Source organism: Hymenobacter jeongseonensis, from assembly GCF_015694725.1.
Taxonomy (GTDB): Bacteria; Bacteroidota; Bacteroidia; order Cytophagales; family Hymenobacteraceae; genus Hymenobacter; species Hymenobacter jeongseonensis.
Map to the genome: position 1 here is coordinate 470389 of NZ_JADQDQ010000001.1, position 13247 is coordinate 483635.

Below are 13247 nucleotides of genomic sequence, written 5' to 3' on the forward strand. Positions count from 1 at the left end.
AGGCTATTTAGTTGCTAATGCCCGCCGCCGGACGCCGCAAATCCTACCATTCCTGGGTGAGGGGGTGCAGCATCAGCTCGTCCACCACCACGTGGGGCGGGGCTTCGAGCACATAGCGCACGGCGTGGGCAATGTCGCTGGGGCGGAGGTGGGTTTTCTCGGCCTCCGCGCCGCCCGGCTTGGTGTCGTTGAAGTAGGTATCAACGAGCCCCGGGTAAATGCAGGTCACCTTGATGCCGTGCGGGCGCACTTCCTTGCGCAGGCTGGCCAGCAGGGCTTCCTGGGCAAATTTGCTGGCTCCGTAGGCCGTGCCGTGGGCAAAGGTGCGCTTGGCCACGTCGGAGGTAATGCCCACGATGTGGCCCCGTTTCTGGGCTTTAAAGTACGGGACTGCCGCCTTGCAAAGCAGAAACGTGCCCTTCACGTTGGTGTCGAATATCCGGTCCCATTCGGTGCTGGTAAAATTTTCCAGCTCGTTGAACGAGCCCACGCCCGCGTTGCACACCAAAATGTCCAGCCGGCCGTAGTGCAGCAGCGTGCCCTCGATGACCTGCTGGGCGTCCGACTCCATCGTCACGTCGGCCACGATGCTCAAGCCCTTGGTTTTGTGGGTGAGTTCGGCCAGCTCGTCTTCGTTGCGGGCCACGGCCACGACTTTAACTCCCTGCAAGGCCAGAATAATGGCAATGGCTTTGCCAATGCCACGGCTTGCGCCGGTCACAATGGCAACTTGGTCGGTGAGGTCGGTCATAGCGGTAGAAACAGGTGCTAGGCGGAAGTTACCGCTTTAATTCTACAACCCAGGCGGTCCGACCCGGGATTTTCAGCGTTTTCAGGTCCGCAATCGGCGCGCCGCTCGTCACTTCCTGGCCCGACGAAAAGCCGGCCATCCGCTCGGCAAAACGGGCAGTGTCCACGGTTTTTTCGTCTTTGTTGGAATTCATCATCACCATCACCGCCTCGCCCTGGTCGTTGTAGCGGAAGTAAGTGTACACGCCCCCGTCGGGGATAAACTGCATGAGCTTGCCGCTGTGTAGCACGGGGTGGCTTTTGCGGTAGGTAGCCAGGGTGCTCACGTAGCGGAAAGCTTCCTGCTCCTGCGGGTTGCGGCCGGCGGCCACAAACAGGTTTTTCTTGTCGCCGGGCCAGCCGCCGGGGAAGTCTTCGCGCACCTTGCCGTCGGGGTCGGTGAAGTTCTTCATCAGCACTTCGGTACCGTAGTACAGCTGCGGAATGCCGCGGCTGGTGAGCAGCCACGCCAAGCCCATCTTGTACTTCTGAAAATCCTCACCAATCACCGAGTAAAAGCGGCTCAGGTCGTGGTTGTCGAGAAACAGCACGTTGCGCATGGGGTCCTGGTACATCCAGTCGGCCTGCAGGGTGTAGTAGAGTTTGCTGATGCCTTCGGTCCAGCCCGCGTCCTTGGTCAGCGTTTCGTTGATGGCGTAGTACATCTGGAAGTCCGTCACGCCCGGCAGGTTCGATTTGAAGCCCTGCACCTCCGGAAAAATGTTCTGGGCGAAATACGCCTGCTGGGCCGTGCCCTGCACCCAGGTTTCGCCAAACATGCCGATTTTGGGATATTCTTCCAGAATAGCCGCGCCCCACTGCATCAGGAAGCTGCGGTCCGAATAGCTGTAGGTGTCAATGCGGTAGCCGTCGAGGCCGGTGTTTTCCACCCACCACAGGAAATTCTGAATCAGGTAAGTCGCCACCAGCGGGTTGGTCTGGTTCAGGTCGGGCATGTGCTTATCAAACCAGCCCTCGCCGAACAGCTTCCGGTCCTGAGTGGCGGCGTAGGGGTCGTTGAAGGCCGCGTCGCGGAAATTGCTGCGCGTGTAGCCCGGCCACTGATGAAACCAGTCTTTGGCCGGCTGGTCCTTGAATAGGTAGTTCTGCGAGCCCATGTGGTTGAGCACCACGTCGTGAATCACCTTCAGGCCCTTGGCATGGGCGTTTTTCACAAAGCCGATGTACTCGGCGTTGGTGCCGTAGCGCGGGTCCACGGTATAATAGTCGGTGAGGGCGTAGCCGTGGTAGCTGGCCTTGGGCTGGTTGTTCTCGACTACCGGCGTGGGCCAGATGGCCGTCACGCCCAGTTCCTTCAGGTAATCAAAATGCTGCTCGATGCCCTTGAGGTCGCCGCCGTGGCGGGCGTACATCGAGTCGCGGGCTATGCGGGAAACGTTGGTGCTTTTGATGATGTCGTTCTTCGGGTCGCCATTGGCAAACCGGTCCGGCATGAGCAGGTACACAAAGTCGGCGCTGGTTACGCCCTGCACCCGGGCGGGGTCGGTGTTGCGGGCCCGCAACTCATACTCATATTTCACCTTTTTGGCTCCCTGGAACTGCAAGGCCAGCTTGCCGGGCTTGGCCGCGGGCGAGACGGTCAGATTCACCAGCAAATAGTTCGGGCTTTCCAGTTTCTGCACGCCGTCCAGCGTCACCCCGGCGTAGTTCAGCGTCACGGTACTGCTCCCGATGCCCGGGCCGTGCACCAGCAGCTGGAGCTTGGGATTCTTCATGCCCACCCACCAAAACGTGGGGTCGATGCGGCTGATGGCGGCGGTTTTAGCCAGGGGCTCGGCCACGGCAGTCGGTGCGGCGCTGGCCGTGTTAGTCAACAAAGGCGCTGGCAGCAGGGACACCGCAAGCAGCGGAAAAAAGCGGAAAATTCTCATGGGTGAACGAAGCGGCGTGGGTGAGAACCGGCAAGGTAACCTAGGCAGTTGGGGCATCCAAGAATTTCGGGGCGGGCCCCGCCGAAAAGAACAGGTGGCCGAAGCCAAATGCAAAAAGCCCCGCTACTTACGCAACGGGGCTTTTTGGAAACAAAATCCGGCGCAGGGCCCGGCCTTACTGCAGCTTGGCCAGCCAGAGCGAGGCGTTGAGGTGGAAGCGCGGGTGGCTCAGGTTTTCGCCCCAGCCGTCGTACACGGTGTTGCCAGGCGAGCCGGTGCCGTCGTCGGCCGGCGAAGAGTCGCCGATAATCACCACCCGGCCGGTGCCGTAGGTGCAACTGGCGGCCATGGCCAGGCTATTGCCCTGAGTGGCCGTGCTGCGCCACACCAGGCCTTGCACCGTGCTGTTTTGGGTGGGGTTCAGAGTCATCGTGGCGCCGTTGTAGAACGCGAGCTGCGTTACCTGGCCCTGCGTGCCGTTCATGATGGGGTTGGTGCCGGTGCGCACGTTGGTGCTGTTTTCCACGATGTTGTCGAGGTTTACCTTGAAGCCGAACGGGTTGGCCTGCACCGAGTTGTTGGCCATCAGGTCGTTCCAGATGTCGGGCGAGTCGTAACCGTCGTTGTTGCGGTCCGAGATGTCGTGGTCGGAAATCATGAACAGACCGCCGCCGTTTTTTACAAAGTTCACAATGGCCGTTTTCTCGCTGGCCGTGAACAGCGTGTTGGGCTCATCAACCACAAATACGCTGTAGTTGGCCAAGTCCTGGGGGTTCGAGGCGTTGCCGTAGGTCAGGGCCGTGCCATTGGGCAGCTGCTCCACCGAGTGGCCCAATTTCACGAGGGCTACGCCCCAGGCCGAGATGGCGGCCGTCCAATACGTTTCGGGCGTGCTGCTGGTGATGCCCGACGCGGCCGGGGTGGGGTAGCGCGGCACTACGCCGGCGTCCACGTCCAGCACCCAGTCGGCGTTGCCGGCGGTTTCGGCGTGCGAGGCGTCAAACAGGAACTTCTTGCCGGTGCCCGTGGGGGGCGGCGTGGTGCCGTTTTGTTCAATGGCGACGTTATCGAAGTTGATGCGGTTGGTGCCGCCCGACACCTTGCGCAGCTGGAAGCGCAGGTTGCCGCTCTGGTTCACGGTGAAGGTGGCGGTGGCCAGCGCGGTGCTGCTAGTCGTGACGGTGCTGCCCACTTTGGCGTAAGAGGCGCCGCTGTCGGCCGATTTCCACAGCTCCCAGGTACTGGCGCCGTCGGTGCCGTATGCGGCGTGGCTCACGCTCACGGTGCTGGCGCCGGTGGTGGTGTTAAAGTTCATGCCCACCACGCCCAGGTTGCGCACCCGCACCGACTGCGCGCCGGTTTTGCGGTCGGCGGTGGTGTTGCCAATCAGCGCGTCGTTCAGGGTCCAGGAACCCGAGCCCAAGGCCACGCTGCCGGTGGTGTAAGCTGTTTTGGTGCCGGTTTCGAAGCCCTCGGGGAAGCCAGCGGCAGCTACTTGCTGCGCCGCGGGGGCCGCGGTCGGCACTTCGGGGCGGTATTCCGATTTTGAGCAACTAACAAATAGTACTGCACCTAGCAGCGGGGCTACTAGGTAGCGGGTAGAAAACGACATGCGCATACGCTTCGACTAAGGTTGTGAGGTGGATAAGAAGGAGGCAAAGCTAGGTTGATTAACCACTTACGTAGCCACCGCTTAGGTTATAAGATTGTGTCATTTAGATTTTCTAATTAGGAAGCACTGCTGAATAAATTAAATTTATTTTATAAATAATGGCAATTCCCAACCTGGTCTGTGTCCTGACCGTTACGTTTTGGTAACCTGCCAGCAGTTGCAGGGCCTATCCATCTAGCCTCCTCCTTTTAGCTCATTTAGCTTCATTATCCCATGGCCGATACTTCCAAGCTTGCCGACACGCTCAACGAATTAACTCTATTTGTTAACGACCGAATTGAGGGTTATAAAACCGCTGCCGCTGAAACCAAGGACCCGCAAAACCAAGCGTATTACCAAGAGTTGGTGCAGCAGAGCGAGCAGTTTGTGAGCGAGCTGAATGGGTTTGCCCGCGCCGCCGGAGGCAATGCCGAAAGCAGCACCACCCTCAAAGGCAAGTTTTACCGGGGCTTCATGGATGCCAAAGCCATCGTGACCAACCGCAGCGAAAGCAGCATTCTCGATTCCAACATTTACGGCGAAGAATGGGCCCTCAAGGCCTACGCCGAAGCCCTCGCCGCCGCGGACCTGACCGGTGCCGCCCGCCAAGCCGTGGAGCGCCAGCACCAAGCCGCACAGCAAACCCTGCGTAAGCTGCAGCAGCTCAAAGCTGTGGCCAGCGTGGGCTAACACCCGGGTTCCGCGCCGTTCCGATGCCCGCTCACTCCGGGCAGCCTTTTGCATTATTGGCCAAAAGCGTCGGACCTTGCACGCTTATTGGCCTACTGTTCAGGCTGACGGGTACTTTTTAATTTGATTTTTCTCGAAAGCACCGGCCATTGCCAGTGCATTGTATTTCTATGGCGTTCACCTTCAAACCTTACGCGCCCGCGGCCAAATTCAAGACGGCCGCCGCGTACTTCTCCATGGAGTTTGGCATCGACCAAGCCCTGAAAACCTATTCCGGCGGCCTGGGCTTTCTGGCCGGCTCCCACATGCGCTCGGCCTACGAGCTGAAGCAAAACCTGGTCGGCATCAGCATTCTGTGGAGCTTTGGCTACTACGACCAGGGCCGCAACGAGGACCAGACCATGCGCGCCGACTTCCGCCAGAAGCATTACTCTTTTCTGGAAGACACTGGCCTGCTGTTCCCCATCACCATTCACGGCGCCGATGTGTTTGTGAAGGTGCTGTACCTGGCCCCGGAAGTGTTTGGCACGGTGCCGATGTTCTTCCTGACCACCGACATCGCCGAGAATGACTACATCTCGCGCACCATTTCCCACCACCTCTACGACCCGGACGCGGCGGCCCGCGTGGCCCAAAGCATCCTGCTGGGCGTGGGCGGCGGCAAAATGCTCGACTTGCTCGGCCGCAAAACCGACGTGTACCACCTCAACGAAGGCCACGGCCTGCCGCTGGCCTTCTACCTCTACGAGCAGCACGGCCGCAACCTGGCCGAGGTGCAGAAACGCTTGGTGTTCACCACCCACACCCCCGAGCTCGCCGGCAACGAGGAGCGCCCCATGAAGCTGCTCACCGACATGAGCTTCTTCGGCAGCGTGCCCGAAGAAGAAGTGCGCCGCGTGGCCCGCATCGAGAACGATGCGCTGAACTACACGCTCACCGCCCTGCGCTTTGCCCGCAAGGCCAACGCCGTGAGCAAGGTGCACGGCATCGTGAGCTTGGAAATGTGGGGCCACTACGAAGGCATTTGTCCCATCATTCCCATCACCAACAGCCAGAACGGCCTGTACTGGCGCGACCAGCCGCTGGCCGCCGCCCACAAGGCCAAGGACGATGCGGCCCTGCTGGCCCGCAAGCAGGAGTTGAAAAAGGACCTGTTTAAAATCGTAGCCGACCAGACCGGCAACATTTTCGACCCCGAAGTGCTGACCATCGTGTGGGCCCGCCGCTTCGCCGGCTACAAGCGCGCCGACCTCATTCTGCGCCACTTCGACCGCTTCGTGCAGCTCGCCACCGATGCCAAGCGGCCGATTCAAATGATTTGGGCCGGCAAGCCGTATCCGAAGGATTTCGGTGCGATTGACATGTTCAATGAAATCATCCAGCGCACGGCCCATCTGAAAAACTGTGCCGTGCTCACCGGCTACGAGCTGGGCTTGTCGGCGGCCCTGAAAAAGGGTTCTGACATCTGGCTGAACACGCCGCGCTTCCCCCGCGAAGCCAGCGGCACCAGCGGCATGACCGCTGCTATGAACGCCAGCGTCAACCTCAGCATTGCCGACGGCTGGATTCCCGAATTCTGCCGCAACGGCGAAAACGGCTTCCTCATCCCGCATTCCGACGAGCATTTGCCCGAAAATGTGAAAGACGACCAAGAGGCCACGGCCCTGCTCGACGTCTTGGAAAAGGCCGTGGTGCCGATGTACTACGACCAGCCCAAGCACTTCCTGAAAGTGGTGAAAACAGCCATGAAGGACGTAGAGCCCGAATTTGAGTCGGGCCGCATGGCCAAAGAATACTACGAGCTGCTGTATAAGTAGGGCGTGGTTTAGGTGGCAAAAATGGGCCAGAATTAGTCGTCTGCCATCCTGAACGCAGTGAAGGACCTTATCAAGTTTGAACGATTGTCGTATTAACGAGTCGTCCCAGCGTGATAAGGTCCTTCACTGCGTTCGGGATGGCAGACGTTTTTGGTTCTCCTCCTTCATTCCCATTCTGCCATGTGTGGCCGCTACACTTTCATCGCCCCCGCGCCCGCGGTAGAGCAGCGCTTCGACGCCAAATTTGCCGAACCCGCGCCGACGACCTACAACGCCGCGCCTTCGCAGCGCTTGCCCGTGATTACCAACGCCGCCCCCGGCCAGATTCAACTGCTGAGCTGGGGCCTCGTGCCCAGTTGGAGCAAAGACCCGGCCGGCGGCCCCAAGCCCATCAACGCCCGCGCCGAGACCTTGGCCGAAAAGCCTTCGTTTCGGCAACTACTGGGGCGGCGGCGCTGCCTGGTGCTGGCCGATAGTTTCTACGAGTGGGAGGCCACGCCCGCTGGCAAGGTGCCGCACCGCATTCTGCTGCGCGACGAGCAGCCCTTTGCCTTTGCCGGCCTCTGGGACGAGTGGCTCGACCGCAGTACCGGCGAGCTAATGCCCACCTTCACCATCATCACCACAGAGCCCAATGCGCTGATGGCCAAGCTTCATAACCGCATGCCCGTCATTCTGCCCACCCGCCGCGCCGAACAAGCCTGGCTGGACAATGACCTGGGCCTGGCCGCCCACCAGCACCTCCTAGTGCCTTACGATGCGGCCGCCATGCGAGAATACGTCATCAGCAAACGCGTGAACTCGCCCGCCAACAACGATGCCGAGGTATTAGCGGCAGCTTAGTGGGGCAGTTCATGTTACTTTGCCCGCATGAATTGGCGTAACCCCTGGCTTTTGTTGCTTCTTATTTTAGTGCTGGCTGCGGCCGTGCAGCTCGACCTGCCGTGGTGGAGCCTGGCCGTGGTCGCGTTTGGCGTGGGCTTGCTGCTGGCTCCGTCGGGCTGGGTCGCTTTTGGGGCCGGTTTTGGAGGCGCTGGCCTGAGCTGGCTGCTACCCGCCGCGTGGCTGTCGTATCAAAACGAGGGCCTCTTGGCCGGGCGGGTGGCGCAGCTGCTGCCGCTGGGGGGCTCGCCCGTGGCCTTGCTGCTGGTTACGGCTCTGGTTGCCGGCTTGGTTGGAGGAATGGCAGCTCTGGCCGGAACCTGGCTGCGCCAAGCCCTGCAACCGGCCCTGCAACGAAACCAATAACGGTTTGAGGCGCCAAAAAACGGAATTGCCTTCTGACTTGGCGGCGGCTATTTGTACGTATACCAGTCCAGCACTTCCAGGCCGGCCGCGTCATCGGCGGCTTCCACTACTTCGTCGATGACGTATTGCACTTCGGCTTCGCTCCAGCCCTCGTCTTCGGCGGCTTGCACCCATAGGTCGATGGCGGCGTAGCGGCCCGTGCCGGGGGGCAGGGCCCAGCGTACTTTTTTGCGGATATTCATAAGAAGGGAAGTAAAAGCGGCTTGTTGAGTTAACTCGAATGGTTATTTAGCCGCCTTAAGCACGGTGACCACAACGGGCACAACGCCCGCCTCGATGATGTCGAGCTGCACGGCGGCGCGGCGCGACACGTCCACGATGTAGCCCTTGGTGTGCGGCCCGCGGTCGGTCACGGTAACTTCCACCGAACGGCCGTTGCGGGTGTTGGTCACCCGGATGAGGGTGCCAAAGGGAAGCGTATTGTGAGCGGCCGTCATTTCGCCCGGCCGGTAGATGGTGCCGCTGGCCGTGGCCCGGCCGGCAAACTTATTGGCGTAGTAGGAGCCCAGGCCTTTTTGGGTGGAGGCCCCTCGGGGAGCAGCAGTGCTTTTGCTGCGGCCGGGGGCGTCTTTGCTCACGCTCCGGCTGCTGCTGCACGAGGCCAGCAGTCCCATCACCAGCAGCGGCAGCAGCCAGGTGCGCCACCAGTAGCCGCGCAAAAAAGTGGCGTTCAGAGTCATTTCCATTGGCCTCAAAATTAGCAATAAACGCTGGCGACCGTCTTAACCTGCATTCTTGGGAAATTAGTTGGCAGCGCGTACACAGCCGCTGTGTGCCTGCAATGGCTCTGAAAATCAACGGCTGGGGCTGGTTGGCTTTCCCTGTGGAACCTTGGCTGCCTTGGGCTGGCGGGCAGTGGCAGCGGGCACACGCAGGGCCTGCAAGGCTTTGAAGTTGCCCTGAAACACGTTAAAATCCACCACGCCGCGAATGCCCGGCACGTAGGCTTCGTCGGAATGCTGCCAAATTATCCACTTGTTGGCCGGCATGGATGGGCGTTCGACTTCGTAGTGGGCCAGCCAGAGCGGGTAGTCGTCGAAATGACCCGCCAGGTAGCGCTTGTAGTAGCTGTAGTTGGAATAGAGAATGGGCCGTACCCCGTAATGTGCCTCCATGAGGCGCAGCCAGCGCCCCACTTCGCGCCGCAGCACGGCCACGTCGTGAAAATTTGGCGCTTCGATGTCGAGCACTGGCGGCAAATCGCCGGGGCCGATGGGGACGGTGCGGGCAAATAGGTCGGCCTGTAGCTTGCCGTCGCGCTTGGGTTGGAAGTAGTGGTAAGCGCCGCAGAGCACGCCGGCCTTGCGGGCCTCGCGCCAGTTGCGCGCAAAGCGGGCATCGCGCATGGTGCCGCCTTCCGTCGCTTTTATGAACGCAAAACGGACGCCGTGGCGGGCCACTTCGGGCCAGTCGATGCGGCCCTGATAAGCCGACACGTCGATGCCGTGGACCGAATAACCCGCGAGCAGCGGCGTTTTTTCGCGGCCGGTCAGGCCGCCTTTGGTAAGCGTGGCCCAGGTGCGGCGGGCGTAGCGGTTCACCTGCACGCGGTGGCGCAGGTAGTACGTCAGGCCCAGCACTAACCCGAGGAGCAGTAGCGCCAGCACGCCGCGCCGCCACTGCCGCCGGCGAACGGAGCGCGGGGCTGGTTTGGCTGGCTGACGGGTGAGGCGGGAAGCGGGCATAAGGCGGACTGGCCCAAAAATAACGCCGGGCCCGGTCCCATCGTGCGTCGGGCCCGGTGTTTTCGCGAACTTTACACTTTCAGCTGCCTTTTCTCCCTATGTCTTTCCTCCGCGCCGCCGATGCCCGCGACGAAGCCGGCCACCTCATTCGTGAGCTGCACGGCGTCACGCTCGCCCAAATTCTCGAGTACCTCGTGGCCGCCTACGGCTGGCCCGAACTGGATGCCCGCCTGCGCATGAACTGCTTCGCCGAAAACCCGAGCATCAAGTCCAGCCTGAGTTTTTTGCGCCGCACGCCTTGGGCCCGCGCCAAGGTCGAAGAACTGTACATCAAGGCCCGTACCGCCGAGGTGCAGGGCCGTCCCCGCCCGTAGCGCCCATGGCTGACGTATCCGAGAAGTCTTCAAAACCGGCGCTGCTGGCGGGCTTGCTGCTGTTCGTGGCCTTCGAAACCGTGGCCTTTTACGGGCTGCAGTACCTCACGTCGGGCCTGGGCGAATCCAATCAATACCAGGAGGAAAACACCATTGTGAGCAATTGGGTGAAGACTATGGTGTTTTTTGTGGCGCACCTGGTGCTGGTGATTGCGGCCATGCTGGTGCTCAGCAACCAAATGCCGCGCCGCTACCGGGGCCAAGTCATGGGCTGGTTCTACCTGGCGCTGGTGATGAGTTTCGTGCTCATTATTCCGCTGTTTGGGTAGAGGCACAAAAACAAAACCACCGCTGTGGGCGGTGGCTCAAGAGTGAAATCCAAAGGGGGAAGCGGCCGGTCGGCCCCGGCGTTATTAATGGACTGCGGTGCCGGTCGGTCCCGGCGTTATCAAACTAAATAATGGATAGGATTAGCGAGCAGAAACTTGCCGCATTAGTTGTGGCGAATGTCGATTTCGCGTTCCTGGTCGCTGGGATTTAAGAAGGGGATGCGCACGCGCAGCTCGTTGCCTTCGTGCACGGCATCGATGCGCGCGAGGTCAAGGTTGTTCGGCAGGTCGAGGGTTTGCACGAAAAGGGGCGCGGCCAGCGGGTCGTCGGGCTGGTGGCGGTACTCGCCAAACACAGTTAGTTTCTGTTGATTAAGCACCACGCGGAAGCTGTCGGCGGGCACGGTGGGCATGGCCACGCGCAGAATTACGCCTTTGGGACGCTGGTCGACGCGCAGCTGGGGCTGGGCCACGCCGCCGCCGATGGTGTTGAGCAAGTCAAGCTGCGGGGCAATGGTCCGGATGAATTTCGGGCTGATAAATTTCATGGCAGGGAGCCGGTTTAATGAGCGGCTTCGTTCCCTCTATGACAAATGATGTACCAATCTGAATCAAGTCCCAGTTCCGCTGAATATCAGCCGTATTGACGCGGTCTCTTGCCCGGTTTCGAGGCTTTCGGTCAGTGTGGCGCAAGCTCATTCTTACGGCCCCGGATTGCAGACGAAATGGCGCATGGCCGCCCGGTAGATGGCCCGCAGGCGGGAGCTTGATTAAAAGCGGCTGGTCAGGCCAAAGTGGATTTTCGACGTCCTGATTTCAAATGCTTGGTCGCGGGAGCGCCCCACCGAATACACGAACTGAAACAGCCCGGCCGGCGTGCGGAAGCTGAGGCCCGCGCCCGTGCCGGTGGGCTGGTCGGCGTAGCGGTCGGCCACGATGTCGTGGCGCAGGTAGGCTTGGTCGGCAAACGCAAACACGTAGGAATCCTCGCCGATGAATTGGCGGAATTCGGCCGTGGCCACCGCGTAAGAGCTGGTGTAAAACTGGTTTTCGTTGAAGCCCCGCAGCGAGTTCAGCCCGCCCAGCCGCAGCAAGTCGTTGGTGAACAGGCGCGGATTCACCAGGCCTTCGCCGCGCAGCCGCAGCATGAGCACGCCCGCCCGCTTCACCGGGAAGTAACGCTCGGCGCGCAGGCCAAACGTGTATTGGGTGGAGCGCAATTGCAGCCCGTTGTAGAGTTCGGGCAGCAGCTGCGAATTTCGGGTGATGTTCTTGGTGCCCACCGCGCCCTGGCTACTCACCAAGGTGCCGCGATGCGGAAAAAACAGGTCGTCGAGGCTATTGAACGCATAGCCCAGGCCGTAGGAATTGTACTGCGAATCCAGGTTCTGGGGCAGCACCGTGGTATCCTGCAAGACGTCGATAAACGAGCCGCGCTGCTCCGCAAAAAAGCTGATGCGCCCGGCGCGGATGGTGGGGTACGTCACTTGCAGCCGGGGCCGGATGGTGGTGAAATCGTTGGTCTGCTTGTAGAGATTGAACGTGCCCGAAACTTCCAACGGCGAGCCCAGGAAGTTGGGGTGCACGTACTGGATATCAAGCAGCTGGGAAAGCGCATCGGTTTTGCGCCATTGCAGGCCCACCTGCTTGCCGCCGCCTTTGATGTTGCGCAGGTTGATGGTAACATCGCCGGTAAACTGCACGCCGGTTTTGTTGGCGTCGGCGTTGGGCAAAATTCCCACAATGGCGTCGAACTGGTTGGAGGCCCGGTCGTCGAGCAGCAGGTACACCCGCGCCGTGCCTTTGGCAAACCGGATTTCGGGTTCGGCGCGCAGGCGCAGGTAGGGCAACTGGCGCAGCTGCTGGGCCGCCGCCGCCACCCGCTGCTGGCTAAAAGGCTGGTTGGGGAAAATCTGCAGGTACTTGGTGAGGAAGCGCTTTTTGGTTTTGGTGTTGCCCACAATCTGCAGCGAATCGAACACCACAGCGGGCCCGCGTTTCAGCACCACCCGGCCCGCAATGTCTTGGTCGGTCAGCTGAATGGAATCCAAGCCCACGGTAGCAAAGGGAAAGCCCTGGTTTTCGGCTTCTACCAAAATTCGCTCCTGCAGTTTCGCCCAGTCGGCCGGTAAAAAAGGCGTTTGGCGAAACAGCTTTTCGCGGAAGCCAGCGCGCGTGAGCAGCCCATCGCCGAGGTTGCCGTTGCGCAGGTAGGCCCAGCGGAACGGCTGGCCCACGTAGAGGCGCACGCGCACCGTGTCGCGGCTCCAGCGCATTTCGTCGGCCGAGGCCGTGAGGTAGGCCGCGCCCTGCAGGGCCAGCACCAGCTCGCGCACCTCGCGCAGGGCGCTAAGGGAATCGGGCACGGTGGCCCGCACTTTGTAGCGCCGCAGCACCGTCCGGTCGGCGGCTTCCGCATCGAAGAGCAGCATGCGTGGCCGGGCCAGCACCCGGCGCGGCGCGGGAGCCGGGGCCGGGCTCGCGGCGGGCGGCAGGGGTGGGGTAGCCAGGCCGGGCTGATTGGGCGCGTTGGGGTCCAGCGTGGGTGTTTGGGCGCGGGCCGCCCGAAGCCCGGCCAGTCCGGCCAGCAGCAACAGTCCCCAAAAGCACAGCAGAAACCGGGTAGTCATTCGGAAGCCTTAACGCGAAAGGCGGCGTTTAATTTCCCGAAGATAAACGCCGGGGTACAGCGTCCTGAAAACGACTCCCACC

At 61.1% G+C, this 13247-nt stretch carries 14 protein-coding genes; 6 read left to right on the forward strand and 8 right to left on the reverse strand.

Annotated elements, in window-relative coordinates:
* Positions 1-43: 43 nt before the first annotated feature.
* From I2I05_RS02010 to I2I05_RS02020, 3 genes are all read right to left on the reverse strand, one after another.
* Positions 44-751: an SDR family oxidoreductase gene (locus tag I2I05_RS02010; RefSeq protein WP_196280526.1), complete on the reverse strand. Its 708-nt coding sequence runs from the start codon at positions 749-751 to the stop codon at positions 44-46.
* Positions 752-779: 28 nt separating this feature from the next.
* On the reverse strand, positions 780-2681 hold the full coding sequence (locus I2I05_RS02015) for a glycoside hydrolase family 13 protein (RefSeq protein WP_196280527.1): 1902 nt from the start codon (positions 2679-2681) through the stop codon (positions 780-782).
* A 175-nt stretch (positions 2682-2856) separates the two neighbouring features.
* Complete coding sequence (locus tag I2I05_RS02020; protein ID WP_230688082.1) at positions 2857-4293, reverse strand: hydrolase; 1437 nt, start codon at positions 4291-4293, stop codon at positions 2857-2859.
* Positions 4294-4566: 273 nt separating this feature from the next.
* On the opposite strand from I2I05_RS02020, the gene I2I05_RS02025 reads away from it, so the two are divergent.
* The 4 genes from I2I05_RS02025 to I2I05_RS02040 all read left to right on the forward strand — a co-directional run bounded on the left by I2I05_RS02025 (position 4567) and on the right by I2I05_RS02040 (position 8087).
* Entirely contained in the window at positions 4567-5022 is a 456-nt protein-coding gene (locus I2I05_RS02025) for a PA2169 family four-helix-bundle protein (RefSeq protein WP_196280529.1), read from the forward strand.
* Between the two features lie 170 nt (positions 5023-5192).
* Complete coding sequence (gene glgP, locus I2I05_RS02030) at positions 5193-6839, forward strand: alpha-glucan family phosphorylase (protein ID WP_196280530.1); 1647 nt, start codon at positions 5193-5195, stop codon at positions 6837-6839.
* A 180-nt stretch (positions 6840-7019) separates the two neighbouring features.
* Positions 7020-7682 carry an SOS response-associated peptidase gene (locus tag I2I05_RS02035; RefSeq protein WP_196280531.1) on the forward strand — a complete coding sequence of 221 codons (663 nt, stop codon included), beginning with the start codon at positions 7020-7022 and terminating at the stop codon, positions 7680-7682.
* A 54-nt stretch (positions 7683-7736) separates the two neighbouring features.
* On the forward strand, positions 7737-8087 hold the full coding sequence (locus I2I05_RS02040; protein WP_196280532.1) for a hypothetical protein: 351 nt from the start codon (positions 7737-7739) through the stop codon (positions 8085-8087).
* A gap of 47 nt (positions 8088-8134) precedes the next feature.
* Here I2I05_RS02040 and I2I05_RS02045 read toward each other — a convergent pair whose 3' ends face one another.
* From I2I05_RS02045 to I2I05_RS02055, 3 genes are all read right to left on the reverse strand, one after another.
* Entirely contained in the window at positions 8135-8329 is a 195-nt protein-coding gene (locus tag I2I05_RS02045; RefSeq protein ID WP_196280533.1) for a hypothetical protein, read from the reverse strand.
* Positions 8330-8371: 42 nt separating this feature from the next.
* Entirely contained in the window at positions 8372-8833 is a 462-nt protein-coding gene (locus tag I2I05_RS02050; protein ID WP_230688083.1) for a septal ring lytic transglycosylase RlpA family protein, read from the reverse strand.
* A gap of 108 nt (positions 8834-8941) precedes the next feature.
* A complete protein-coding gene (locus I2I05_RS02055) occupies positions 8942-9832 on the reverse strand; it encodes a glycoside hydrolase family 25 protein (RefSeq protein ID WP_196280534.1) in 891 nt (296 codons plus the stop codon).
* A gap of 98 nt (positions 9833-9930) precedes the next feature.
* Between I2I05_RS02055 and I2I05_RS02060 the strand changes: the two genes are divergently transcribed.
* Positions 9931-10206 (forward strand): VF530 family protein, encoded by a 276-nt coding sequence (locus I2I05_RS02060; RefSeq protein WP_196280535.1) that lies wholly within the window; start codon positions 9931-9933, stop codon positions 10204-10206.
* Between the two features lie 5 nt (positions 10207-10211).
* Positions 10212-10535, forward strand: a complete 324-nt coding sequence (locus I2I05_RS02065) for a hypothetical protein (protein WP_196280536.1) — start codon at positions 10212-10214, stop codon at positions 10533-10535.
* 164 nt (positions 10536-10699) lie between these two features.
* Here I2I05_RS02065 and I2I05_RS02070 read toward each other — a convergent pair whose 3' ends face one another.
* Positions 10700-11083 carry an Hsp20/alpha crystallin family protein gene (locus I2I05_RS02070; RefSeq protein ID WP_196280537.1) on the reverse strand — a complete coding sequence of 128 codons (384 nt, stop codon included), beginning with the start codon at positions 11081-11083 and terminating at the stop codon, positions 10700-10702.
* A gap of 222 nt (positions 11084-11305) precedes the next feature.
* Positions 11306-13165: a BamA/TamA family outer membrane protein gene (locus I2I05_RS02075; protein ID WP_196280538.1), complete on the reverse strand. Its 1860-nt coding sequence runs from the start codon at positions 13163-13165 to the stop codon at positions 11306-11308.
* Positions 13166-13247 lie beyond the last annotated feature (82 nt).

Bases quoted from the DNA above. Each gene is read 5' to 3' on its own strand.
- I2I05_RS02065 (WP_196280536.1), top strand. From the start codon at position 10,212: ATGGCTGACGTATCCGAGAAGTCTTCAAAACCGGCGCTGCTGGCGGGC.
- I2I05_RS02020 (WP_230688082.1), bottom strand. From the start codon at position 4,293: ATGTCGTTTTCTACCCGCTACCTAGTAGCCCCGCTGCTAGGTGCAGTA.
- I2I05_RS02055 (WP_196280534.1), bottom strand. From the start codon at position 9,832: ATGCCCGCTTCCCGCCTCACCCGTCAGCCAGCCAAACCAGCCCCGCGC.
- I2I05_RS02060 (WP_196280535.1), top strand. From the start codon at position 9,931: ATGTCTTTCCTCCGCGCCGCCGATGCCCGCGACGAAGCCGGCCACCTC.
- I2I05_RS02070 (WP_196280537.1), bottom strand. From the start codon at position 11,083: ATGAAATTTATCAGCCCGAAATTCATCCGGACCATTGCCCCGCAGCTT.
- I2I05_RS02045 (WP_196280533.1), bottom strand. From the start codon at position 8,329: ATGAATATCCGCAAAAAAGTACGCTGGGCCCTGCCCCCCGGCACGGGC.
- I2I05_RS02035 (WP_196280531.1), top strand. From the start codon at position 7,020: ATGTGTGGCCGCTACACTTTCATCGCCCCCGCGCCCGCGGTAGAGCAG.
- I2I05_RS02015 (WP_196280527.1), bottom strand. From the start codon at position 2,681: ATGAGAATTTTCCGCTTTTTTCCGCTGCTTGCGGTGTCCCTGCTGCCA.
- I2I05_RS02075 (WP_196280538.1), bottom strand. From the start codon at position 13,165: ATGACTACCCGGTTTCTGCTGTGCTTTTGGGGACTGTTGCTGCTGGCC.
- I2I05_RS02010 (WP_196280526.1), bottom strand. From the start codon at position 751: ATGACCGACCTCACCGACCAAGTTGCCATTGTGACCGGCGCAAGCCGT.
- I2I05_RS02050 (WP_230688083.1), bottom strand. From the start codon at position 8,833: ATGGAAATGACTCTGAACGCCACTTTTTTGCGCGGCTACTGGTGGCGC.
- glgP (WP_196280530.1), top strand. From the start codon at position 5,193: ATGGCGTTCACCTTCAAACCTTACGCGCCCGCGGCCAAATTCAAGACG.
- I2I05_RS02025 (WP_196280529.1), top strand. From the start codon at position 4,567: ATGGCCGATACTTCCAAGCTTGCCGACACGCTCAACGAATTAACTCTA.